Source organism: Acidithiobacillus sp. (genome assembly GCF_023256195.1).
In the GTDB taxonomy this organism is placed as follows: domain Bacteria; phylum Pseudomonadota; class Gammaproteobacteria; order Acidithiobacillales; family Acidithiobacillaceae; genus Acidithiobacillus_A.
This window is the reverse complement of sequence record NZ_JAGDWX010000018.1, coordinates 77,638-100,176: the sequence shown is the minus strand read 5'-3', so window position 1 is coordinate 100,176 and position 22,539 is coordinate 77,638. Positions and strand designations below refer to the sequence as shown.

The following is a 22,539-nucleotide window of genomic DNA, read 5'->3' as shown; positions in this document are numbered from 1 at the left end:
CGTGGGGCTCGTTCAGCGCCTGGAGCGGGAGTGGTATGCGGGCGGGCCTCTGGCTGAGGCTCTACGGCCTTTGGGGACTCTGACCTGTGCCCTGGCGGGCTGGCGCCGTCGCCATAGGCGCGGCCGTGCAGGGGCGCTGCCCAGTCTGGTGGTCGGCAATCTGACGGTGGGCGGCAACGGCAAGACACCGTTGACGCTGGCCATCGGCCATCGTCTGCAGGGCTGGGGTGTGGCGGTGGCCGTGGTCAGCCGTGGGCACGGCGCCCATCCGCCCACGCTGCCCTATCGCGTGCCTGCCGATGACAGCCCGGCACGGGCGGGCGATGAGCCGCTGCTGCTGGCACAGACGCTGCCCGTCTATCTCAGTCCGCGGCGGCACGCCGGCATCGCCGCCGCCGCCGCCGCCGGTTTTCGCTGGGCGCTTCTGGACGATGGCTTTCAGCACCTGGCCCTCAAGCCAGACCTGCGGCTGCTGGTGTTCGCGGGGACGAGGCCTTTGGGCAATGGTCGCTGTCTGCCGGCCGGACCCTTGCGCGAGCCCATCTGCGCCGCGGAGCAGGCGGACGCCGTTCTGCTGGACGACCGGGTAGGCCATCTGCCTCTGTCGCCCTCCGTCCCCCAGTTTCGATACCGTCTGCAGGTGGTGGGCGCCCATCGGTTGGGAGACCCCGAACAGCGGGTCGATCCGCGGCAGTGGTGCGGACAGCGCTTCAGTGCCGTCACCGGCATCGCCCGTCCGGAGCGCTTTTTGGACACCCTGAACAACCTGGGTGTAGAAGCCGAGCTGTACGCCTTTGCCGATCACCACGCTTTCCGCCCGAAGGATCTGGAGGACATTCCGCGGCCCCTCGTCATGACCGCCAAGGATGCCGTAAAATGCGGGGGATTCGCTGGGCCCGACGACTGGGTGCTACAGACGGAGGCCGAGCCAGAGCCGGCCTTCTGGGAGTGGTTGCACTCGGCCATAATGGCACGGTCCTGATTTTCGGGAGAGTCTCATGAGCATCGATCGCCGCTTGCTGGATCTGCTGGCCTGTCCTCAGTGCAAGGGGACGCTCCGGCCCTGTCGGCAGCGGGAAGCCCTGTGTTGTGAGCGCTGCCGTCTGCTGTTTCCCATCCTCGACGATATCCCCGTCCTGCTTTTGGACGAAGCCCAGCCCTTCGACGGATTGCCACCGCCGTGAACTTCACCGTCCTGATCCCAGCGCGGCTGGGCTCGACCCGGCTGCCCGGCAAGGTCCTGCTGGATGTCGCCGGCCTGCCCATGATCGAGCAGGTGCGCCGCCGGGGCCTGGAAAGCGGTGCAGAACGGGTGGTGGTCGCCGCGGACGACCCGCAGATCGTCGAGCGGATCCGTGATTTCGGTGGCGAGGCCCTGTTGACCTCGACGGCGCACCGCTGCGGCAGCGAGCGCCTGGCAGAGGCGGCGCGCCGGTTGGGGCTCGCGGACGACGAAATCGTCGTCAACTTGCAGGGGGATGAGCCCGGTATGGACCCCGCACTCATCCGTGCCGTGGCGGAGATCCTGGCCCCCGCCTCGGTGCCCGTTGCGACGGTAGCTGTCCCCATCCGGACGGCGGCGGAGCTCCTCGACCCGCATGCGGTCAAGGTGGCGCTGGCGGAGGATGGTCGCGCCCTGTATTTTTCCCGGGCGCCCATTCCCTGGCGTCGGGAGGACTTCCCGCCCGCATCTGCCGCCATGCCCTCGCCGGGGAGTCATTGGCGTCATCTCGGGCTCTACGCCTATCGTCATGCTTTCCTGCAGACCTACGCCGCGTGGCCGCCCACGGCCCTGGAAGAACTGGAAGCCCTGGAACAACTGCGCATTCTCGAACACGGCTACAGCATCCTCGTGCATCGAGCGCAGCAGGCGCCCGTCGCCGGCGTCGATACCGCCGAGGATCTGGAGCGAGTACGACGCAGTTTTGCCGCCCATCGTCTTTCCGCCGCGGTGCCCGAGCCTCGCCTCGGATGCCCCTAGTCTTCTCAACTCGCCACCAAAGGAGCGAAACCCATGGACCTCAAACACATCTCCGCCGGCCGTGCCCTGCCCGACGATATTCACGTCGTCATCGAGATTCCGCAGGGTTCCAGCATCAAATACGAGGTGGACAAGGCCTCCGGAGCGGTCTTCGTCGACCGTTTTCTCTTCACCTCCATGCACTATCCCTTGAACTACGGCTTCATCCCCAACACCCTCTCGGACGACGGTGACCCTACGGATGTGCTGGTGCTGGCGCCGCAGGCCGTGGCTCCCGGCGTCGTCCTGCGGGCCCGCCCGGTGGCGGTGCTGCTGATGGAGGACGAGAGTGGTGTCGATGCCAAAATCGTCGCGGTGCCCCACGGCAAGCTTGCTGCCGGCTACGAACACATACGGGACGTGCAGGATCTGCCCGCGGACCTGCGCGATCGGGTCCGGCACTTCTTTGAGCATTATAAGGATCTCGAGCCTGGCAAGTGGGTGAAGCTCAAGGACTGGGCCGATGCCGCCGAGGCCCGCCGCATCATCAGCGCCGACGCGAGCCGCGCCGGCTGAGGCTTGCACGGGGCGTTGTGGGCCGGCAGACTGGGTATGGTCCGCAGGGAGGTACAGACCATGAAGCCGACCGCCAAGTCCATTGCCCAGCGCTGTGGTTCCTTCGGTTTGCAAGGATCCGGCGGGGTCCCCATGCTGCCAGACGAGCCCCTCTGGCGGCGGGTGCCCAGCCGCGATGCAGAGGGCCGATGCCTGGCGGACTTCCGTATGATCATTCCCGGACTGCGGGATAAATCGGGCAGCCAGCAGCGCAACACCCTGCGTATTGTCAATGCCGTTCTCCAACACTACGGGGCTTGGGTCGTCTTTGCCGACTTCAATTTTCGCACCAACCTGCTCTGGGTCAGTATCCGACCGCGACCGGGTCTGACCCTGGAGATTCCGGCCGCCATCAAGACCCTGGTTCCCGAAGCCTTGCTGCTGGCAGCGTATTGGCGTCGTTGAGGGCGTGCCCGGCCACCGCGCAGATCCCAAGAGGTGAATCATGACCGCCAAGAAAAGTCTGGCCGATTTTATCCACGCCGCCCGCGCCGAAGTGCCCGAAGTAGACTGCGAGACCGTGCAGGGATGGCTGGAGATGGGCGACGACGTCCTTATCGTCGACGTGCGGCAGGCACGGGACTACGAGGCGGGACGCCTGCCGGGTGCCGTCCACGCGCCGCGCGACCACCTGGAGGCGCTGGCCGATCCCAACTATCTGCGCAGCCATCCGGAGCTCGCCCGCGCCCACAGCCGGCGCGTCCTGCTCTACTGCGACAGCGGAACCCGCTCTCTGTTGGCAGCACGCACCCTGAGGGACATGGGCTTTTTGGAGGTCTACAACCTCAGTGGCGGCTACCACGTCTGGGAGGCAGAGGACCTTCCCACCCATTCGGGCCCGCCGGATACCACCTCAGAGGGGTAGGTCGCTGCCGAAACTTTCGCGGTAGCGCCTACGAAAGTCGCTCGGATCGAAGTGGTGGTTTTGGGTGCCTGCGCACTCGATCTTGCAGGCGCCCATGAGAGAAGCCACCCGGCCACAGGTGGGCCAATCCCAGCCACGCTCAAGACCGTAGAGCAGCCCGGCCCGATAGGCGTCGCCACAGCCGGTGGGGTCAACCACCTGCTGCACCTTGGCCGCCGGGATGGCAAGGCTCTGCCCCTGGGTGTGGATGGTAGAGCCTTCCTCGCCGGCGGTGACCACCAGAGCCTTGAGCTTGCCGCGTAGGGTGTCCATGTCCCAGCCGGTGCGCTGCAGGACCATCTGGCACTCATAGCTGTTGACGGTCAGGTAGTCCGCCTTGTCGATAAGGGTGCGCAAGGTATCGCTATCGAACAGGGGAAGACCCTGACCGGGGTCAAAGATGGTGTGCACGCCGGCCTCTACCAGATCGCTCAGATGCTGGACCATGGCAGTCAGACCGTCGGGTGCGACGATACCCCAGCGGCTGCCGGCAGGAATCCGACCGGCCAGACGATTCTCTTGAGAGGAGAACATGGCACCGGGGTGGAAGGCGGTGATCTGGTTGTCGTCCAGGTCGGTGGTGATGAAGGCCTGAGCCGTGTACTGCTCGGGCAAAATACGGATGTGTGTGGTGTCGATGCCCAGCGCGTTCAGGTGCTCGGCGTAGGGTCCGAAATCCTGCCCGGCGGTGCCGACGATGAGAGGTTCTCCCCCCAGAAGCTTGAGGTTGTAGGCGATGTTGCCCGCACAACCACCAAAGTCCTTGCGCATCTCGGGTACGGTGAAGGACACATTGAGCATGTGCACCTGGTCCGGCAGGATGTGCGCCTTGAAGCGGTCCGGAAAGACCATGATGGTGTCAAAGGCCAGAGAACCGCAGACGATTGTGGGCATGGAATCTCCTTGTTGGATTTCTGTCAAAAAGGTCGTGAGAGTGTGGTATTTTTATCTAAGCGGCGTTAGAATGATACCAGTTTTCAGTCATCGTGGCTGTTTCGGGAGTGACGGTCGTGTGGAAGTCCTTGCGCCTTGGGGTTGCCGCCCTGTGTTTCCTGTCGGTGCCGGTGTTGGCCAGCGCCGCCGATCGGGCGTACGTGGATCTTTTCGGTGGCAATACCTTCCTCGACTCGGGCAGCGGCCTCGGCGGTAACGACCACGCTCCGGTGGTGGGTCTGCGCGTTGGCCAGAGGGTGGATGCCCACCTCGGCATCGAGGCTCAGATTGCCTCAGCCTTTGCCCAATTGCAAAAGCCTGCCGGTCAAAGCGCCAAGCAGTACAGCGGCGCGGTCATCGGCAATCTCTACGCCCTGAACGGCCCCAATACCCCCTATCTCTCTCTGGGTATCGGCGCCTCCAGCAATGTCTTCGGCACCCAGGCCGGGCGTGTGACCAATCCCGTGGCCATCTTCGGGGTCGGCTATCAGCACCTGCTGGGAGATCATTTCGGTTTACGTCTGGACGTCCAGGATCAGATGCTCTTCGACAACCCCGTGCCGCACAACGGTCTACTGAACGATCTGCAGGTTACGGGCGGCATTTCCTACTTCTGGGGTGGTTCCAGTCGCCATCGCGCCTTTCCCATCATTGGCCCGGCCAAACCCTGACCTTGCGGCAGGATCGCCCGATCCTCTGTGAAGCCCGTTTGCCGCCTGCCTGAGCGCCTTTCACTTCGTCGTACCCGTATCCTCTGCTATCATCGCGTCCGTTCACCTGTGCCGTGAAAGGCTACTGCGCGAGGATCTCTGCATGTCCAAAAACTATCTCTTCACCTCCGAATCCGTCTCCGAGGGCCATCCCGACAAGGTCGCGGACCAGATATCCGACGCCATCCTCGATGCCATCCTGACCCAGGATCCCTACGGACGGGTGGCGGCAGAGACCCTCATCACCACCGGCCTTATCGTTCTGGCCGGCGAAATCACCACGACCGCCCAGCTCGACTATTCCGACATCGCCCGGCAGACGGTGCGCCGAATCGGTTACGACTCCTCCGAGATGGGTTTCGACTGGGCTTCCTGCGCGGTGGTGCAGACCTTGGGCAAGCAATCGCCGGATATCGCCCAGGGTGTGGACGAGGGGCGCGGTCTGGATCTGGATCAGGGCGCCGGCGATCAGGGCCTGATGTTCGGCTACGCCTGCGACGAAACGGACGTGCTCATGCCCACGCCCATCTACTTCGCGCACCGCCTCACGGAGCGGCAGGCCCTGGTGCGTAAAGACGGACGTCTGCCCTGGCTGCGTCCCGATGCCAAGAGTCAGGTGACGGTGCGCTACGAGGGCTCGCGCCCGGTGGCCATCGACGCCGTGGTCCTCTCGACCCAGCATAGCCCGGAGATCAGCCACGGCGACTTGGTGGAGGCGGTGCGCGAGGAGATCATCAAACCGGTCCTGCCGCCGGAGATGCTGCACAAGGACACCAAGTACTTCATCAACCCCACGGGTCGCTTCGTCATCGGTGGGCCGGTGGGCGACTGTGGCCTGACCGGGCGCAAGATCATCGTCGATACCTACGGTGGCCAGGGCAGCCATGGCGGCGGCGCCTTCTCCGGCAAGGACCCGTCCAAGGTCGATCGTTCGTCGTCCTACGCCGGTCGCTACGTGGCCAAGAACATCGTTGCTGCGGGTCTGGCCAAGCGCTGCGAAGTGCAGATCGCCTACGCCATCGGCATCTCCCAACCCGTCAGTCTGATGGTAGACACCTTCGGCACGGGGGTCATCGACGACGATCGGATCGCGAAGCTGGTGCGCGAGCACTTTGATCTGCGGCCCAAGGGCATCATCCAGATGCTCAACCTGCTCCGCCCCATCTACAGCAAGACCGCGGCCTACGGCCATTTCGGTCGGGAGGAGCCGGAGTTCACCTGGGAACGTACCGACCGGGCGGCCAGCTTGCGGGAGGCCGCCGGCCTGAGGTAAAAAGGTGTGGTGGGTCGCGGCCCACCCGCCACCGTGGTCGAGGGGCGCTGCAGCTTCGTCCACCTTTCCGTAGCGGGGAGGTGTTCGGTGAAGTCAGGCTCGACCCGGTCTTTCCTTCCAACGGCGCTCGCTTTCATGACCAGAGGATATCGACCATGAATGCTGTGCTGCAGACACACGAAGACTACAAGGTTGCCGACATTTCCCTGGCCCACTGGGGCCGTCAGGAAATCGCCATTGCCGAGACGGAAATGCCGGCGCTCATGACCATCCGGCGCAAGTATCAAGCGGAGCAGCCCCTCAAGGGCGCTCGTATCGCCGGTTGCATCCACATGACCATCCAGACCGCCGTACTCATCGAAACCCTGGTTGCGCTGGGTGCCGAGGTGCGCTGGTCCTCCTGCAACATCTTTTCGACCCAGGATCAGGCGGCGGCGGCCATCGCGGCCACCGGTATCCCGGTCTTCGCCTGGAAAGGCGAGACCGATGAGGAATACTGGTGGTGCGTGGAGCAGACCATCCAGGGGCCGAACGGCTGGCGTCCCAACATGATTCTGGACGATGGCGGCGATCTCACCGGCCTGCTGCACGAGAAGTATCCGGAGCTGCTGCGGGATATCCACGGTGTCTCGGAGGAGACCACCACCGGCGTCCACCGACTCTGGGAGATGCTCAAGGAAGGCAAGCTGCGCATTCCCGCCATCAACGTCAACGACTCGGTGACCAAGAGCAAGAACGACAACAAGTACGGTTGTCGGCACTCCCTCAACGATGCCGTCAAGCGGGCTACGGATCACCTCCTCTCGGGCAAGCGCGCTCTGGTCATGGGTTACGGTGACGTGGGCAAGGGCTCGGCGGCATCGCTGCGGCAGGAAGGCATGATCGTGCGGGTGACGGAGGTGGATCCCATCTGCGCCATGCAGGCCTGCATGGATGGTTACGAGGTCGTCTCGCCTTACCTCGGTGGGATCAACGACGGTACCCCCCAGTGCATCGACCGTGCCCTGCTGGGACAGATCGACCTGCTGGTCACGGCCACGGGCAATCTCAATGTCTGCGATGCCGAGGTGCTCAAGGCACTCAAGAAAGGGGCCGTGGTCTGTAACATCGGTCACTTCGACAACGAGATCGATACCGCCTTCATGCGCAAGCACTGGGCCTGGGAAGAGGTCAAGCCGCAGGTGCACAAGGTCTATCGACAGACTCCCGCAGGCAGCAAGCCGGATCTGGCCGACGACGACTATCTGATCCTGCTCTCCGAGGGGCGTCTGGTGAATCTCGGCAACGCCACCGGCCACCCCAGCCGCATCATGGACGGCTCCTTCGCCAACCAGGTGTTGGCGCAGATGCACCTCTACTCCGCCGGTTTTGCCCACCTGCCAGAGGCAGAGAAGGCCAAGGCCATCACCGTGAAGGTGCTGCCCAAGAGCCTGGACGAAGAAGTGGCCCGCTATATGGTGGAAGGCTTTGCCGGGGTCATCACCCGGATGACGGAGGCGCAGGCCCGCTACTTGGGGGTGCCCGTGGACGGCCCCTACAAGAACGACGCGTACCGCTACTGATGGCTGCCCGTTGCGAATTTTCGGTGGAGTTCTTTCCACCGAAAAATCCGGCGGGTGAGGAAAAGCTGCGGGAGACCATCGGGGCTTTGCGGGTGCTGCACCCCGACTACGCCTCGGTCACCTACGGCGCGGCCGGCTCTACCCAGGAGCGAACCCTGGCGACGGTCACCATGCTCGCCCGGGATACGGATCTGGAGGCCGTACCGCACCTCACCTGTATCGGCTCCACGGAAGTGGGCATCCGGACGCTCCTGGATCATTATCGGAGCGAGGGCATCCGCCGTATCGTCGCCCTGCGCGGCGATCTGCCGCCCGATCGGGAAGACCCCGGTTTTTTCCGCCAGGCCCTGGATCTCATCGCCTACATTCGCGATTACGGCGGCTTTGAGATCTTTGCGGCGGCTTACCCGGAGTTTCATCCCCGAGCAGCCGATGCGCGCGCCGATCTCGATTACCTGCAAGGGAAGGTCGAGGCCGGAGCCAGTGGCCTCATCACCCAGTATTTCTACAATCCGGATGCCTATCTACAGCTGCGCGACGACCTCGCCAGGCGCGGCATCGAGGTGCCCATCACCGTCGGCGTCATGCCCATGACCAACTATGCGCAGATCGCCAACTTTTCGGCCCAATGCGGTGCCGAGATCCCGCAGTTCCTGCGTCGGCGCATGGAGAGCTTTGCCGATGATCCGCGGGCGCAGGCGGAGCTTGCCATCGAGGTGGCCAGTCGCCAGTGTCGCCTGCTGCTGGATCAGGGAGCGCCGGGCTTGCACTTCTATACCCTCAACCAGGCCGAAGCCACCCTCGCCATTGCCCGAAATCTCGGTCTTTGAGGGCCCGCATGCGGATGGTACACTCCCCTGCAAAGAGCAGGCGGGAGGTGTCGCCATTGCCCCCGGTTTTCTAACCTCAAAGGAGTTCCTCCATGTCCAAGAAGCATCCCGTCGTCGCGGTTACAGGTTCCTCGGGAGCCGGTACTACCACGGTGAAACATGCCTTTCACGATATCTTCCGGCGTCTGAAGATCAACCCCGTCGTCATCGAGGGGGACAGCTTTCACCGCTACAACCGGGCAGAAATGCGGGAGGCCATTGCCAAGGCTCAGGCGGAGGGTAAGACCATCAGCCATTTCGGTCCCGAAGGCAATGATTTCGGCGCTTTGGAGGATCTCTTCCGGGAGTACGGCGAAACGGGCACCGGTCGTATGCGTTATTACGTGCACGATGAGGAAGAAGCGGAGTTGCGTGGGAGCGCGCCGGGCACCTTCACCCCCTGGCAGCCGATTCCGGAAAAAACCGATCTGCTCTTCTACGAGGGGCTGCACGGCGGTGTGAAGACCGAGGAGCACGACGTTGCCAACTACGTCGACCTGCTGGTGGGCGTCGTCCCTGTCGTCAACCTCGAGTGGATTCAGAAGATCCACCGCGACAATGCCCAGCGTGGTTATTCTGCCGAGGCCATCGTCGACACCATCCTGCGGCGCATGCCCGACTATATCCACTACATCACGCCGCAGTTCAGCCGGACCCACATCAATTTCCAGCGGGTGCCCATGGTGGATACTTCCAATCCTTTCATTGCCCGGGACATCCCGACGCCCGATGAGAGCATGGTCGTCATCCGTTTTGCCAACCGTCGGGACGAGAACTTCCCCTATCTTCTGCAGATGATCCCGGGGAGTTTCATGTCCCGTACCAATACCATCGTCGTGCCCGGCACCAAGATGGGTTATGCCATGGAGCTCATTCTCGGGCCGCGCATCGAGCGGATGATGGAGGAGAAGGGCATGGCCATCTGAGCTGGCACGAGCCGGCGCCTGCAAACGGGCGTTTGGACTCCAGGCTCGGCGGGGCCACCGGATTCCGGTGGCCCTTTCTTGTGTGTCCAGTCGCTGCACGCCCTCAGGACTTTGTCGCCGCGCTGTCGGCGCGATTCTTGGCTTGCACGATGGACAGGGCGGTGGCCACCAGAGAGCCCACATTGCCCATGTCCGAGGGGATGACGAGGGAGGTACCGGCCTTGGCCAGGTTGCCCCATTTTTCGATATAGTCCTTGGCCAGTTGCATCTGCAGGGCCTCTATGCCGCCCGGTTGCTCCACCGAGGCACCGATGACGCCAATGGCCTCCGCGGTGGCCTGAGCGACCAGCTGAATGGCCTTGGCCTCGCCCTCGGCGCGCAGGATTTCCGCCTGTTTGCGTCCGTCGGCAATGTTGATTTCCTGCTGGCGTTGACCTTCGGAGGTATTGATCTGCATCTGCCGCTGACCTTCGGACTTGGCGATCACCGCACGTTTTTCGCGCTCGGCGGTAATCTGCAGTTCCATCGCGCGGATGATCTCCGCGGGCGGCGTGATGTCTTTGATTTCGTAACGTAAAACCTTGACGCCCCAATTCAGGGCGGCCTCATCCACGGCATTGGCGACGGCGGTATTGAGGAGTTGGCGCGAGGAGAGGGCCTGATCCAGGTGCAACTTGCCGATTTCCGAACGCATGCTGGTTTGGGCGAGCTGTATCACCGCCGTATAGGGATTGCTGGAACCGTAGGCGGCCTTCACGGGATCCGTGATCTGGATGTAGAGGACACCGTCTACGGTCATGGTGGTGTTGTCGAAGGAGATGCAGACCTGGGGCGGCACCTCCATGGGGACTTCGCGCATGTCGAAGCGAAAGGCAATGCGGTCGAGGAAGGGAAAGATGAGATTCAGGCCGGGTCCCAGAACCCGATGATAGCGGCCGAGACGCTCCACCACCCAGGCCCGCTGTTGTGGAACGACCTTGATGATGGCGCGCAGCAGGAGAAAGGCGGCGAACAGGACGACCAGAATGACGATCAGTGAGGCGGGCATAGAGGCTCCTGGAGTGGTGGGTCAGACACGGCGAGCTTGAGGATGTTGCCTTCCTTACCAACGATGACCGCGCGATCTCCGGGGCAGGCGCTACCCGATTCCAGCTCCGCCATCCATTCGCTGCCGCGGTACTGCACGCGATAGCGTTGCTGAGCGTCGGGGCCGGCGAGCACGGCTACGGTCTGGCCGAGGTCCATGTCGTCGATGCCCGTGGCCTTGCGTGCCAGGCGATGACGCAGGACCATGGTCGCGGGGATGGTGAACAGGCAGGCGAGGAGAAAGACCCAGTGAAGCAGGGCGGGAGGGACGATGGCGCTGGCGCCCAAGGTGATCAAGGCCGCCAAGGCGACGGCCGCCAAATAGAAGGTACCGGTGAAGAGCTCGGCCACGCCCGCGACGAAGGCTATCAGCAGGTAGATGGCCGCCATCGCCTCATTCCTCCTGACGGCTGAGAAAAATAGCGGCCAGTGGCGGCAGAGTCAGCAGCAGGCTGTGCTCCATGCCCATCCAGGGCGTTGCCGCTGCCTCTTGTGGCCAGTTTCCGACATTGCTGCCGCCGTAGACCGCGGCGTCGCTGTTGAAGATTTCGGCATAGCGGCCGCCTGCCGGAACGCCGATGCGGTAGGCACTGCGTACCACCGGGGTAAAGTTGAAAAGGGCGATGACGAAGTTCCCCTGGCGATCCCATCGCAGAAAACTCAGGACCGACTGCTCGGCATCGTGGCAGTCGATCCAACGAAAGCCTTCAGCAACGAAGTCCTGATCGTGCAAGGGAGCCCTTTCCCGGTGCAGCCGATTGAGGTCGGCAAAGAGGCGGTGCACACCGGCATGCCAGTCGATCTGCAAGAGATTCCAATCGAGGCTACGGCCGCTGTCCCATTCGCGGCCCTGGCCGAAGTCGTTGCCCATGAAGTTGAGCTTCTTGCCAGGGTGGGCGAACTGATAGGACAGCAGCAGGCGCAGATTGGCAAAGCGCTGCCAGGTGTCGCCGGGCATCTTGTCCAGGAGCGAACCCTTGCCGTGTACCACCTCGTCGTGGGACAGGGGGAGGACGAAGTTTTCGGTATAGGCGTAGATCTGGCTGAAGGTCAGGCTGTCCTGGTGATAGCGTCGGTAGATGGGGTCCTGGCTCAGGTACGCCAGGGTGTCGTGCATCCAGCCCATGTTCCACTTCATGGAAAAACCCAGGCCGCCGACGTAGGTGGGGCGGGACACCATGGGCCAGGCCGTGGATTCCTCGGCGATACTGAGGATGCCGGGAAACCGCTCGTTGAGGACGACGTGCAGTTCCCGAAGGAAATCGATGGCCTCGAGATTTTCGCGGCCACCGAAGCGATTGGGTATCCACTCTCCCTCCTTGCGCGAATAATCGCGATAGAGCAGGGAGGCGACGGCATCCACCCGAAAGCCGTCGACGTGAAAGGCATCCGCCCAGAAGCAGGCGTTGCTCAGGAGGAAGCTGCGCACCTCATTGCGGCCAAAATTGAAGACGTAGGTTCCCCAGTCTTTCTGTTCCCCTTCTCGGGGGTCGGCGTGCTCGTATAGGGCGCTGCCGTCGAAGCGCGCCAACCCCCAGTCGTCCCTGGGAAAATGGCCAGGCACCCAGTCCAGCAGCACGCCGATGCCGTGGCGATGGCAGTGGTCGACGAAGTAGCGGAAATCGTCGGGATTGCCGAAACGGCTGGTGGGAGCGAAATAACCGCTGACCTGATAGCCCCAGGACTCATCCAGAGGGTGCTCCATGACCGGCATCAGTTCGAGGTGGGTGTAGCCCATTTCTTGGCAGTAGCGCACCAGACGCTCGGCCAGGTCCCGATAATTGAGAAAGCCACCGTTTTCGTCCCGTTGCCAGGAGCCCAGATGCACCTCGTAGATACTCATGGGGGCGTGCTGCCAGTCGCTTTGGCTGCGGGCTTCGAGCCAGGCCGCATCCTTCCACTGGAAAGTGGAGTCGGTGACGCGGGCGGCATTGCTCGGGCGCAGCTCGAAGGCCTGGGCATAGGGATCGGTCTTGGTGAAAACCCGCCCCGTCTCTCGGTGGCGCAGCTCGAACTTGTAGAGCTCGCCGAGGTCGAGGTCTGGGATGAAAAGCTCCCAGAGCCCACTCTGCCCCCGCGAGCGCATGGGATGGGCGCGACCGTCCCAGCCGTTGAAGTCTCCGACGACGCTGACCCGCTCGGCATTGGGCGCCCACACCGCGAAGCACACCCCCGGGACACCATCGATGCGGCGCCGGTGTGCCCCCAGGTGCTCATAGGCAGCGAGGAGACGTCCCTCATTGAAGAGGTGGATATCCAGATCCGATAGCTGGGGCAGAAAGGTGTAGGGATCGTGGCGCTCGTGTCGACCGCGCAGATCTTGCCAGCGCAGCAGGTAGGGGACGGGCAGGGGCGCATCGCTGTGGCCCGTGAAGAGTCCGGCGGGATCCACTAACTCCAGGGTCCGGCTCCCATCTGCCAGCACGATCTCGGCCTGACTGGCGGTGGGCAGAAAGACCCGCTGCACATAGCCGCCGTTCAGTGGGTGCTGGCCAAGCCAGGCGAAGGGGTCAGCGTGACGAGCCTCAAGAATGGCGCTGGCATTGTCGTCCATGACTTCAGTCAACGGTGCACGCGCCATCGCTCTCCCTCTCTCTTGCGTTCCACTGCCATGAGCATAGCACAAGCGGCTGTATTGGGAAGGCAGAAAGCAGCGGGTACCGCACTTGCCCTGGCAATGTCCTGTGGTTACCCTCGGGACATAAAAGACACATCTTGGGGAGGAATGCATGAGCAAAAGATCGTCCGCCGTAATTTGGCTCGAAGAACCGGAGGGGCACGACTACCCCGCAGCACTTTCCTACCTGTCCCTGCTCTTTGAGCCGTTGCGAGCGGCGCAGTGGGTTGCCGACCTCGCCAGCGCCGATATGACGCACTTTTACGCCAAGGATATCTTCCGCGCCTCGGGTTCCTCCCTGCTGGGAGTGAGCAACTCGCACGTGCAGAAGGACGTCAAGAAGATCCGCAAGGGGATCGCTCTGTCGCCTCTGCTGTTGCTGCGCGATCCGCGCTCCACCCGCCTGATCATCGCCGATGGATACCACCGGCTGTGCGCGGTCTACCGTTTTGACGAGGATGCCAACATCCCCTGCAAGATCTGCGGATGAGCACGACGGCGACGCCTTCCCTCGCCGTGGCGCACACGGAGGTTGCGCCCGGCGTGGTGCTGCATCCGGATCACGCCAACCTCATTCAGCTGCTGGACCTGGCGCCGCTGCGTCTGCCCCACTATCTTGCCTGGCTGCTGTCTTCTGGCGGTACCCTGTTGGATGGTCTGTCGGTATTCATGTTGGGTATGGCTGTCCCGCTGGTACAGCGGGAGATGGCCTTCAGTCCCTGGCAATTGGCTTTCCTCGGCGCCGGCCTCGTGGCTGGTGCGGTGCTGGGGGCCAGCAGCGGCGGACGGCTGGCCGACCGCATCGGGCGCAAATCCGTGTTCCTGCTGGACATGTCTCTGCTCGTCCTGGCAGCCTTGGGCGCGGCCCTGGCCTGGAATCCGGTACTGCTGATCCTGGCGCAGGCGCTGGTGGGGGTGGCCATCGGCATGGATTTCCCGGTGAGCAGTAGCTATGTGGCGGAGACCATGCCGCAGCGCGCGCGTGGCCGTATGATGGTGGCCACGATTGCCAGCCAGTCCGTTGGCATGATCCTGGCAGCCTTCGTGGTGCTGAGTCTCCTGCACCTGCACGCTGCCGCGGATGTCTGGCGTCTTTTTTTCGTGGCCGAGGCGGTTCTCGCCGCTTTCTTCCTCATCGCCCGCCTGCACCTCAATGAGAGCCCGCGCTGGCTCATGAGTCAGGGCCGTAACCGCGAGGCGGTACACGCCATCATGCGTATTCTGCCGGAAGACCGGCAGATGCTGGAGGCGACCGCGACCCGGCTCGCCGACACCCGCCTGCACGCCGCGCGTATTCCTCGGGACGACCAGCGCCCGCCCTTCAGCGCCCTTTTCGCCAAGGCCTACCGGCGGCGTACGATCCTGAGTGCCCTACCCTGGTTCCTGATGGATATGGCTACCTACGGTGTGGGCATGTTTACCGCGGTGCTTCTGGCGGCCATGCATCTGGGCAGTGGAGCGGTGGATCTGGCGGCACGCACCCGGGCACTGACCTTGGGCAGTGGTTTCATCGATCTTTTCCTTTTCCTGGGTTTCCTGCTGGGAATCTGGGCGGTGGTGCGCTTTGGCCGGATCCGGATGCAGCTGGTGGGTTTTGCGGGTATGGCCTTCGGTATGACCGTGCTGCTCGTGGCCAGCCTTCTGCCGGGTGGTCCTGGCGCCCATATGGTGCTCGTCTTCGTCGGCTTCATCGCCTTCAATCTTTTCATGAATATGGGGCCCAACAGCACCACCTACGTCCTGCCTGCCGAGCTCTTCCCGACTCAATTGCGGGCGACGGGCTCGGGCTTCGCCGCTGCCGTGGCAAAGGCTGGAGCGACTTTGGGCGTGTTCGTACTGCCCATCGTACAGGCGCGGGTAGGGGTGTCTGGGGTTCTGTTGCTGATGATTCTGGTGAGTGTTCTGGGCTTGCTGACCACCTGGATCTTCCGAGTGGACGACAGCGAGAAGAGTCTGGAGGCCCACCAAGCCCAGGATCTCGCCTGAGCCTGGTGGGGAAGGGTCTCAGAGCCCCGGTGCCTCGGTCTGTGCGGAGTGCATCCCGTCTGCTTCGGCCAGCGACCAGAGCTGGTGACTGTCCAGCAGAAGCTCGGCCTGTGCAGCGGCGGCATTGTAGCGTGCCTCGACCAGAGCGCGGGCCGTCTGCAGGCTCTGACGACGCAGCTGTAGCCAGTCACTGAGGGGGCTCTCCCCCAGCGTGTAGGCACGTTGTGCCCGCTGCGCTGCACGCCATTGGTCGGCGTAGGCGCGTTCCAGTTGCGTCGCACTCTCCGTGAGCCCAGTGGACTCCCGCAGACGGCTCAGGAATTCGCTTTGCAGGAGTTCCCGAGTCTGGGCCAGACGCGCTCGGGCAGCGGTGGCTTCCGCTGTCAGGGCGGCGGTCTGGTCCCTGCGGCTGCCGCTGGGGATGGGCATGGACAATTGCACCCCAACGATACGTTCGTTGCCGCCCCGCTCCGAGCTCAGGTAGGCACCCAGGGTGGGTTGTGGCCATTCCTGGGCGTGGGCCTGACGAGCCTGTGCCATGGCCTTGTTCCACTGTGCCTGCAGGAGGAGCAGTTGGTGATTGTGCGCGAGGTAGTCGCTCAGGAGTTCCGTCGAGCTGCCCTTCAGTCCCCGGAGTTCGGTGTGTGACTGGGGGTGGGGCGACAGCTCGGGAAACCGGCTTTGCCAAGCGGCCAGAGATGCCTCGGCCCGGGCTCGATCCTGGGTTGCCATGGCCTCTTCCTGCGCTGCCTCGGCGCGGATGCGATCCAGTTCCAGGAGACTGGCGTCTCCCGCCGACTGACGTTTTTCCAAGATGCGGACCTGAGTCTGCAGAAGTGCCGCGGCATCGCCGGAGAGCTGCGCCAGAGCGGCATTGCGTTGCACGGCGGTCAGCATCCGCAGAATCTCGCGCAGGGTTTCGTGACGGGCATCGCCCAGGCCGATACGGCTCTGCTGCACCAGGGTTTTACCCAGAGCAGCATCCGCCTGCGCCTGCCCCGGCCAGCGCACGGGACGCTGCACGCCCACTTGCCATTCGGTATAGCGCCCTTGGTCCGGGCCAGTGCGAATCTGGCGGCTCTGCACCTGACTCGAGAGGTTGAACTCGTTGCTGCCGCGCCGCAGGGCATCGGCCTGGGCCAGGGCTGCCTGCCCCTGGGCCTCGGCCGTGGCGAAGGCCGGGGAACGCTGGAGGATGGGCTCCAGCGCTGCCGTCGTCGGTAGCTGCAGACTGCCGGAGGCAGTCAGCGCCGTGGGCGCGGGCAGAGCCGGGGCTTCCAGGCCCGGTGCCGTGGCCGCGGGACCTGCCCACAGGCCGCTGCTGCAGAGACCAGCGCCCACCAGTATCATCAGTTTTGGTAAAGTCTGTCGTATGTTCATTGGCTTGCCTCACTCACTATCTCGGGACTGCTCTGTCGCGCTGGCGTCTGGCTTCTGCGGTGGCAGGCCGAAGCGCGTGAAGAGCAGGGGCAAAAGGATCAGGGTCAGGGCGGTGGAGCTCAGCAGTCCACCCACCACCACCACCGCCAGCGGTTTCTGGATCTCGGAGCCCGGGCCCGTGGCGAAGAGCAGGGGAATGAGCCCGAGGGCGGTGATGCTCGCGGTCATCATTACCGGTCGCAATCGGCGTTGCGCCCCTTCGCGCACGGCCTGCAACAGAGGTAGGCCGCGCTCCAGGAGCTCGTTGAAGTGGCTGACCAGCACCACGCCGTTGAGCACGGCGATACCCAGCAGGGCGATGAAACCCACCGACGCCGGTACCGACAGATAGAGTCCTGAGGCCCACAGGGCAATGACCCCTCCCACCATGGCAAAGGGAATGTTGACGAAGATCAGCGCCGACTGGCGCAGGGAGCCGAAGGTGGTCATCAGGATCACGAAGATGAGCAGCAGAGCGATGGGCACGACGAGCCCAAGTCGGGCTGCCGCCCGCTGCTGATTTTCGAACTGACCACCCCATTCCAGGCGAACCCCTGGCGGCAAGGGCACAGCCTTGGCCACAGCCTGTTGCGCATCGCGGACGAAACCCACCAGATCGCGACCGCTGACGTTGGCCTGTACCGCCGCAAAGCGGCTGCCATTTTCGTGGGCGACCTGCACCGGCCCCTGGACGAAGCGCAGGCGTGCCAGATTCTGCAGGGGGTAGCTTACGCCCTGAGCGTTGCTGACGCTGAGGGAGGCGAAGGCCTCGGGATTGCTGCGTAAGGTCTCGCCAGCGCGCAGGAGCACGGGTACCGGGCGGACCCCCTCCAGCAGTGTCCCCTGGGGCTGACCCTCCAACAGTGCGCGCAGATCGCCTTCGAGCATCTTCGCATCGAAACCCGCTCTGCCCATGGCCAGGCGGTCCAGTTCCACGTTGAGATATTCCACGCCTTCGGGACGGGCGGCCAGCACCTCGGCGGCGCCGGGCAGGCCACGCAGGGTGGCGGCCACCTTCTGCGCCAGACTGCCGAGCTCCGCAATGTCCGGCCCGTAGATCTTCACCACCAGATCGCCACGGGAGCCGGTGAGCATCTCCGAGACCCGCATCTCGATAGGTTGGGTGATGCTGTAATCGAGTCCGGGAAAGCCTCCCAGAACCTTGCGCATGGCCGCGATCACACTCTCCTTGTCGCCCCGCCAATCCTTGCTGGGTTTCAGCTCCAGGAACATGTCCGTCTCGTTGAGCCCCATGGGATCCAGGCCCAGCTCGTCGGCACCGCTGCGGGCGATGACGGAGCGGATCTCCGGTACCCCGTCGAGGAGGGCGCGTTCCACCCGTAGGTCGAGGGCAGCGGCGCTGCCGAGGGAAATGGAGGGAAGGGTCTGCAGCTGGACGATGACGTCGCCCTCATCCAGCGTAGGCATGAAGGCCTTGCCGATGCGGGTATAGGCAAATCCCGCCGCGAGCAGGGCAAGCAGTGCCAGAGCATAAATGAGGCGGCGATGGCCGAAGGCAAAGTCGAGCACACCCGAGTAGGATCGACTCAGCCGCCGGACAAGCCACGGGTCCTCGGCACTGCCCCGGCGTAGCAGGAGAGAGGCCAGTACCGGTACCAGGGTCAGGGCGATGAGCAGAGAGGCGCCCAAGGCGTAGACGATGGTCTGAGCCACCGGGCGGAACAGTTTTCCTTCCAGACCTTCCAGCGATAATAAGGGCAAAAAAACGATGACGATGATGAGTACGCCGGCCGTGACTGGTGCTGCTACTTCGCGTACTGCGTGGAGGATGCGCTCCAGACGCTGGCTCACGCCGCCGTCCGTACTGTCCGAGCCGGCATGGGAGTCGTGGCTCAGGTGATGGACGAGGTTTTCCACCACCACCACAGCGGCATCCACCAACATGCCCAGGGCGATGGCCAGACCGCCGAGGCTCATGAGATTCGCGCTGAGCCCCGTGACTTTCATGAGGATGAAGGTGGCCAGGGCACTGAGGGGTATGGTCACGGCCACCACCAGCGCCGCCCGCCAGTTGCCCAGAAAGAGGAGCAAGAGTACGACCACCAGCACGATGGCCTCGAGGAGGGCGTGGCTGACGGTGCCGACCGCGCGCTCCACCAGCTGGCTACGATCGTAGAAAGGGTGAATGGTCATGCCCTGGGGCAAACGCGGGGCGATTTCCGCAAGGCGTGCCTTGACCTCATGGATCACCTGGGCCGCATTGGCGCCCTTGAGGGCAACCACGATACCTTCCACGGCTTCGCGGCGTCCGTCCTGCGTGACCACGCCATAGCGAGTCAGGGCCTCTTCCTTGACCTCGGCCAGGTCGCGCACCCGCAGCGTCTGGCCGGGGCGCTGGATGACCACCGTGTTGGCGATGTCCTCGGCGTTGCGAAACGCTCCCTGAATCCGCACGATGCGGTTCAACTCGCCCTCCGCCACGCGTCCCGCCCCGTCGTTGCTGTTGTTGCTCTGCAGGGCTTGACGCAGGGTGTCCAGACTGACCCCCAGGGTCGACAGCCGGGCTGGATCGGGCACGACGGTAAAGGCGCGCACGTCGCCGCCGAGCATGTTGACGTCGGCTACCCCGGGGAGGGTGCGTAGCTGCGGGCGGACGATCCACTGCAGGGCGTCACGTTTGGCGGCGAGGCTGGCGTCGCCGTCGATGGTGAACATGAAGACATCGGACAGGGGAGTCGCAATGGGCGCCAATCCTCCCTGAGTGCCAGCGGGCAGATCGCCACGAACATTGGCCAGAGCCTCACCCACCTGCTGGCGGGCCCAGTAGATATCCGTACCTTCCTGAAAGTCGACGGTGATGTCGGCGATGCCATATTTCGACAGCGAACGCACCTGCGACTTGCGGGCGATGCCCAGCAACTCCTGCTCTACCGGCAGGACCACTCGGGTTTCCACTTCTTCGGGGGTCATGCCCGGTGTCTTGAGGATGATCTTGACCTGGGGTGCGGAGATATCGGGGAAGGCGTCGATGGGGAGGCTACGCCAGGCCATGATGCCGGCGCCGAGCAGGGCGACCAGCAGCAGTAGGGTCAGAAGACGCTGGCTCAGGGCGGCGCGGGTGAGGGCGATGAGCGCGTTCATGGCTTTACCTCGCCGGCGGCCGTCTGAATGGCGATGACCCCCGCAGCCGCTACCTGTTCACCGGCGTGCAGCCCTCCGGTCACCACGGCCTCGCCGTTGCTGCGGCCGAGGACCTGCACCGGTACCACCCGGAAAGCATTGGCCTTGCGAACGAAGACCACACTGCTCTGATCCATCCGGGTGATGGCGCTGGCGGGTATGCGCCAGCTGCCCGGGGGGGTGGGGAGAAGAACCTTGGCGCTCACGGTCTGTCCGCCCTCGAGGCTGCCCCGCTGTCCCAGCTTCACCCGCAGGCGCAGTTCCTGACCGGCGCCCAGACTTGGACTCTTGCTTTGGATGGTGCCGACGGTCTGGGTGTCCGGGACTTCTACCCGTGCGCCCACCGGAATATCGCGACCCTGGTTGGCCGGGACCGCCATCTCCAGATAGAGCGCCCCGGTATCGACGACGCGCAGAAGGACCTGGCCGGGATCTACGCGTTGACCGGGGACCACATTCAGGTCGGTGACCCGCCCGGCCCGCCCGGCCCGTAGGATCGCCTCACCCCGGACGCCGCCCGTGGCCCCTGCGGACTGCAGGGCCAGACGCTGCTCCGCCAGAGCTCGGTTGGCTTCGGAGGCAGCCAGGCGACTCTGTTGCAGGCGACTCAGAGGAATGATGCCTTCCTTGAATAGCAGCTCGTCCCGCCGCAGTTGGCTCTGGGCCAGTTCCGCGCGACCCTGCGCGTCGCCGGCAGCGCGCTGGAGCATGGCGATATCGCTGCCCTGCAGACGCAGCACGGGCTGACCTTGATGCACGGTACTGCCGTTGTCGACCAGCACGGTCTGTACGAAAGCAGAGGCGGCACTGCTGGCCACCCACTGATCCTGCGCCGGAACCATCGCCTGGGCGGGCAGCACGAGGCTTCGGGGTCCGGCCGCAAGGACGGGCGCCAGGCGCACGCCGAGGGCTATCTGACGATCGCTGCTGAGGGGAATCTCCGATGGCAGAGCCAGGGCGGTCTCGGCGCCGAGACCCAGGGTAGACAGGAGCAGGGCCAGGGCGTAAGGACGCAGACCCCTGGCGGGATGAAAACACGGACGATGCATGGCGTAACCCTCGATAACTGTTACAAAAGATTTGAAAAAACGGCGGACCAAAGCCGCACGATGATCTTCTGCTCAGTGACGAGGCGGGGCGAGTGCCTGGGGTGGAAGGCCCGGACGATGTCGGTACCGTGGGGGCGAGTGGCGAGACCAGTCCGCTGCGCGTGGCTTTCTGGTGCCGCAGCTCAGGACCAGGATCAGGGATAGATAGAGCGGTAGCCCCTGGGCGATGGGGTTCACCGGAATCTCTTGGGCAGGACGCTCCAGGAGGGCGTCGATACCGATGGTGGCACCGTCGCTTGGGCCTTGGTCGCGATGGATCTGCTGATCGACGGGATCGGACCCGTCGGTCAGCACCGAACCAAGGTGGAGGTGCCAATGCCAGCCGGCCGTGGAGGTGGTTCCAAGGTGCTCGTGGAGAAAAGGGACCAACACCAGCAGGAGGGAAAGCCATACCCCCAAACCGATTCGGAAAGACTGAAAAGCCCGCGCTCTCGGACCAGCCACGTTACGCCCCTTTTTAAGACTGGATCCAAGTCTATGCTGAGTTGTGATTCAAGTAAAGGGGTTCCGTGGATGCCCCGCCGACGGAACGGCATCCTGCCCTCTTCAGATACCAGAGGGCGGGCTAGGGTTTGCGGTCGTCTGACCGGTCTTCGTCGTCGCGCCGGAAGCTGGCCTCGGCCGCGTCCATGGCGGCGGCGATATCTTCCTCGTGCGTACTCTCGGTGGCGGTGGCGGCCTCGGGCCCCTCGGTCGCCCACGGTCTGGGCGCCACTCGCGCGGCAAAGAGCAGTCCCAACTCGAACAGCAGATACATGGGGATCAGCAGGAGCACCATGGACATCACATCGGGAGGGCTCAGGATGGCGGCGGCCACCGCACAGATCAGGAAGGCGTAGCGACGGCCGCGACGCAGGGTGTCGATCTGCAGGATACCCACCCGTACGAGTACGACGATGAGCACCGGTATCTGGAAGGCAAGGCCAAAGGCCAGCGAGAATTTGACGATGAGGGAGAGATAGTTGTCGACCTTGGGCATGGCCGTGATGTCGGTGCCCGAGAAACTCAAGAAAAAGCGAAAAGCATTGGGAAAGACGACAAAATAGGCAAAGAGTACGCCGACGACGAAAAGGGTGACGGAAACGAAAATCAAGGGGAAAAAGAGGCGTCTCTCGTGCACGTAAAGTCCCGGTGCGACGAAGGCCCAGAACTGGTAGAGAACCACTGGCAAGGCGAGGACAAAACCGGATATCAGCGACAACTGGACGTAGGTGAGAAAGACCTCCGGCAGGCTCGTATAGATAAGGTGGCTGCCCGCCGGCATGATGCGGATGAGCGGTTCCGCCAGGATCGTGTAGATCTGCTGAGCAAAAGGATAGGACAGCAGAAAGCCGACAAAAATGGCCAGGACGGCATAGAGCACGCGGCGGCGAAGTTCCAGAAGGTGGCCGATGAAGGTATTCTCGGAGGAATCCGGGATGGTGGCCAT

22 protein-coding genes and 1 riboswitch are annotated in these 22,539 nt (G+C 63.9%); of the genes, 13 read left to right on the top strand and 9 right to left on the bottom strand.

What is annotated here, in order from left to right:
- The first annotated feature begins 1 nt into the window (after window position 1).
- The 6 genes from lpxK to Q0C23_RS04035 are packed head-to-tail and all read left to right on the top strand — an operon-like array spanning window position 2 to window position 3,440.
- A complete protein-coding gene (gene lpxK, locus Q0C23_RS04060) occupies window positions 2–982 on the top strand; it encodes a tetraacyldisaccharide 4'-kinase (RefSeq protein ID WP_291511102.1) in 981 nt (326 codons plus the stop codon).
- Between the two features lie 16 nt (window positions 983–998).
- Window positions 999–1,184: a Trm112 family protein gene (locus Q0C23_RS04055; protein ID WP_291511101.1), complete on the top strand. Its 186-nt coding sequence runs from the start codon at window positions 999–1,001 to the stop codon at window positions 1,182–1,184.
- A complete protein-coding gene (gene kdsB / locus Q0C23_RS04050; RefSeq protein ID WP_291511100.1) occupies window positions 1,181–1,981 on the top strand; it encodes a 3-deoxy-manno-octulosonate cytidylyltransferase in 801 nt (266 codons plus the stop codon). The genes Q0C23_RS04055 and kdsB overlap by 4 nt, the downstream gene beginning before the upstream one ends.
- 33 nt (window positions 1,982–2,014) lie before the next feature.
- A complete protein-coding gene (gene ppa, locus Q0C23_RS04045) occupies window positions 2,015–2,536 on the top strand; it encodes an inorganic diphosphatase (protein WP_291511099.1) in 522 nt (173 codons plus the stop codon).
- A 60-nt stretch (window positions 2,537–2,596) separates the two neighbouring features.
- Complete coding sequence (locus Q0C23_RS04040; RefSeq protein WP_291511098.1) at window positions 2,597–2,980, top strand: hypothetical protein; 384 nt, start codon at window positions 2,597–2,599, stop codon at window positions 2,978–2,980.
- Window positions 2,981–3,020: 40 nt separating this feature from the next.
- Window positions 3,021–3,440 (top strand): rhodanese-like domain-containing protein, encoded by a 420-nt coding sequence (locus Q0C23_RS04035; protein WP_291511097.1) that lies wholly within the window; start codon window positions 3,021–3,023, stop codon window positions 3,438–3,440.
- Here the strand turns inward: Q0C23_RS04035 and Q0C23_RS04030 are convergent.
- Entirely contained in the window at window positions 3,429–4,373 is a 945-nt protein-coding gene (locus Q0C23_RS04030) for a carbohydrate kinase family protein (protein WP_291511096.1), read from the bottom strand. The two genes, Q0C23_RS04035 and Q0C23_RS04030, sit on opposite strands and share 12 nt — an antisense overlap.
- Before the next feature lie 116 nt (window positions 4,374–4,489).
- Here Q0C23_RS04030 and Q0C23_RS04025 point away from each other — a divergent pair, with 116 nt between their 5' ends.
- From Q0C23_RS04025 to Q0C23_RS04005, 5 genes are all read left to right on the top strand, one after another.
- Complete coding sequence (locus Q0C23_RS04025) at window positions 4,490–5,083, top strand: outer membrane beta-barrel protein (RefSeq protein WP_291511095.1); 594 nt, start codon at window positions 4,490–4,492, stop codon at window positions 5,081–5,083.
- A 142-nt stretch (window positions 5,084–5,225) separates the two neighbouring features.
- Window positions 5,226–6,395, top strand: a complete 1,170-nt coding sequence (gene metK, locus Q0C23_RS04020; protein ID WP_291511094.1) for a methionine adenosyltransferase — start codon at window positions 5,226–5,228, stop codon at window positions 6,393–6,395.
- Between the two features lie 33 nt (window positions 6,396–6,428).
- Window positions 6,429–6,531: riboswitch (S-adenosyl-L-homocysteine riboswitch) on the top strand.
- 19 nt (window positions 6,532–6,550) lie between these two features.
- Window positions 6,551–7,957, top strand: coding sequence for an adenosylhomocysteinase (gene ahcY, locus Q0C23_RS04015; protein ID WP_291511093.1), 1,407 nt, complete (start codon window positions 6,551–6,553; stop codon window positions 7,955–7,957).
- Window positions 7,957–8,787: a methylenetetrahydrofolate reductase [NAD(P)H] gene (metF, locus tag Q0C23_RS04010; protein ID WP_291511092.1), complete on the top strand. Its 831-nt coding sequence runs from the start codon at window positions 7,957–7,959 to the stop codon at window positions 8,785–8,787. Before ahcY ends, metF begins: the two co-directional genes overlap by 1 nt.
- Window positions 8,788–8,879: 92 nt before the next feature.
- The gene (locus Q0C23_RS04005; protein ID WP_291511091.1) at window positions 8,880–9,752 is read left to right on the top strand and encodes a phosphoribulokinase; all 873 of its coding nucleotides are present in this window, start codon (window positions 8,880–8,882) and stop codon (window positions 9,750–9,752) included.
- Between the two features lie 103 nt (window positions 9,753–9,855).
- Here the strand turns inward: Q0C23_RS04005 and Q0C23_RS04000 are convergent, their stop codons facing one another.
- From Q0C23_RS04000 to glgB, 3 genes are read right to left on the bottom strand one after another with little or no spacing between them, the layout of a single operon-like run.
- Window positions 9,856–10,800, bottom strand: a complete 945-nt coding sequence (locus tag Q0C23_RS04000; RefSeq protein WP_291511090.1) for an SPFH domain-containing protein — start codon at window positions 10,798–10,800, stop codon at window positions 9,856–9,858.
- Entirely contained in the window at window positions 10,785–11,228 is a 444-nt protein-coding gene (locus Q0C23_RS03995) for an NfeD family protein (protein WP_291511089.1), read from the bottom strand. Before Q0C23_RS03995 ends, Q0C23_RS04000 begins: the two co-directional genes overlap by 16 nt.
- 4 nt (window positions 11,229–11,232) lie before the next feature.
- The gene (gene glgB / locus Q0C23_RS03990; protein ID WP_291511088.1) at window positions 11,233–13,419 is read right to left on the bottom strand and encodes a 1,4-alpha-glucan branching protein GlgB; all 2,187 of its coding nucleotides are present in this window, start codon (window positions 13,417–13,419) and stop codon (window positions 11,233–11,235) included.
- Window positions 13,420–13,567: 148 nt separating this feature from the next.
- Here glgB and Q0C23_RS03985 point away from each other — a divergent pair, with 148 nt between their 5' ends.
- Window positions 13,568–13,945, top strand: a complete 378-nt coding sequence (locus Q0C23_RS03985; RefSeq protein WP_291511087.1) for a hypothetical protein — start codon at window positions 13,568–13,570, stop codon at window positions 13,943–13,945.
- Complete coding sequence (locus tag Q0C23_RS03980; protein ID WP_291511086.1) at window positions 13,942–15,441, top strand: MFS transporter; 1,500 nt, start codon at window positions 13,942–13,944, stop codon at window positions 15,439–15,441. The genes Q0C23_RS03985 and Q0C23_RS03980 overlap by 4 nt, the downstream gene beginning before the upstream one ends.
- A gap of 18 nt (window positions 15,442–15,459) precedes the next feature.
- Here Q0C23_RS03980 and Q0C23_RS03975 read toward each other — a convergent pair whose 3' ends face one another.
- From Q0C23_RS03975 to tatC, 5 genes are all read right to left on the bottom strand, one after another.
- A complete protein-coding gene (locus Q0C23_RS03975) occupies window positions 15,460–16,821 on the bottom strand; it encodes a TolC family protein (protein WP_291511085.1) in 1,362 nt (453 codons plus the stop codon).
- Window positions 16,822–16,830: 9 nt separating this feature from the next.
- On the bottom strand, window positions 16,831–19,962 hold the full coding sequence (locus Q0C23_RS03970; RefSeq protein WP_291511084.1) for a CusA/CzcA family heavy metal efflux RND transporter: 3,132 nt from the start codon (window positions 19,960–19,962) through the stop codon (window positions 16,831–16,833).
- Window positions 19,959–21,050: an efflux RND transporter periplasmic adaptor subunit gene (locus Q0C23_RS03965; protein ID WP_291511083.1), complete on the bottom strand. Its 1,092-nt coding sequence runs from the start codon at window positions 21,048–21,050 to the stop codon at window positions 19,959–19,961. Before Q0C23_RS03965 ends, Q0C23_RS03970 begins: the two co-directional genes overlap by 4 nt.
- A gap of 72 nt (window positions 21,051–21,122) precedes the next feature.
- On the bottom strand, window positions 21,123–21,554 hold the full coding sequence (locus Q0C23_RS03960) for a hypothetical protein (protein ID WP_291511082.1): 432 nt from the start codon (window positions 21,552–21,554) through the stop codon (window positions 21,123–21,125).
- A gap of 121 nt (window positions 21,555–21,675) precedes the next feature.
- Complete coding sequence (gene tatC / locus Q0C23_RS03955) at window positions 21,676–22,539, bottom strand: twin-arginine translocase subunit TatC (protein WP_291511081.1); 864 nt, start codon at window positions 22,537–22,539, stop codon at window positions 21,676–21,678.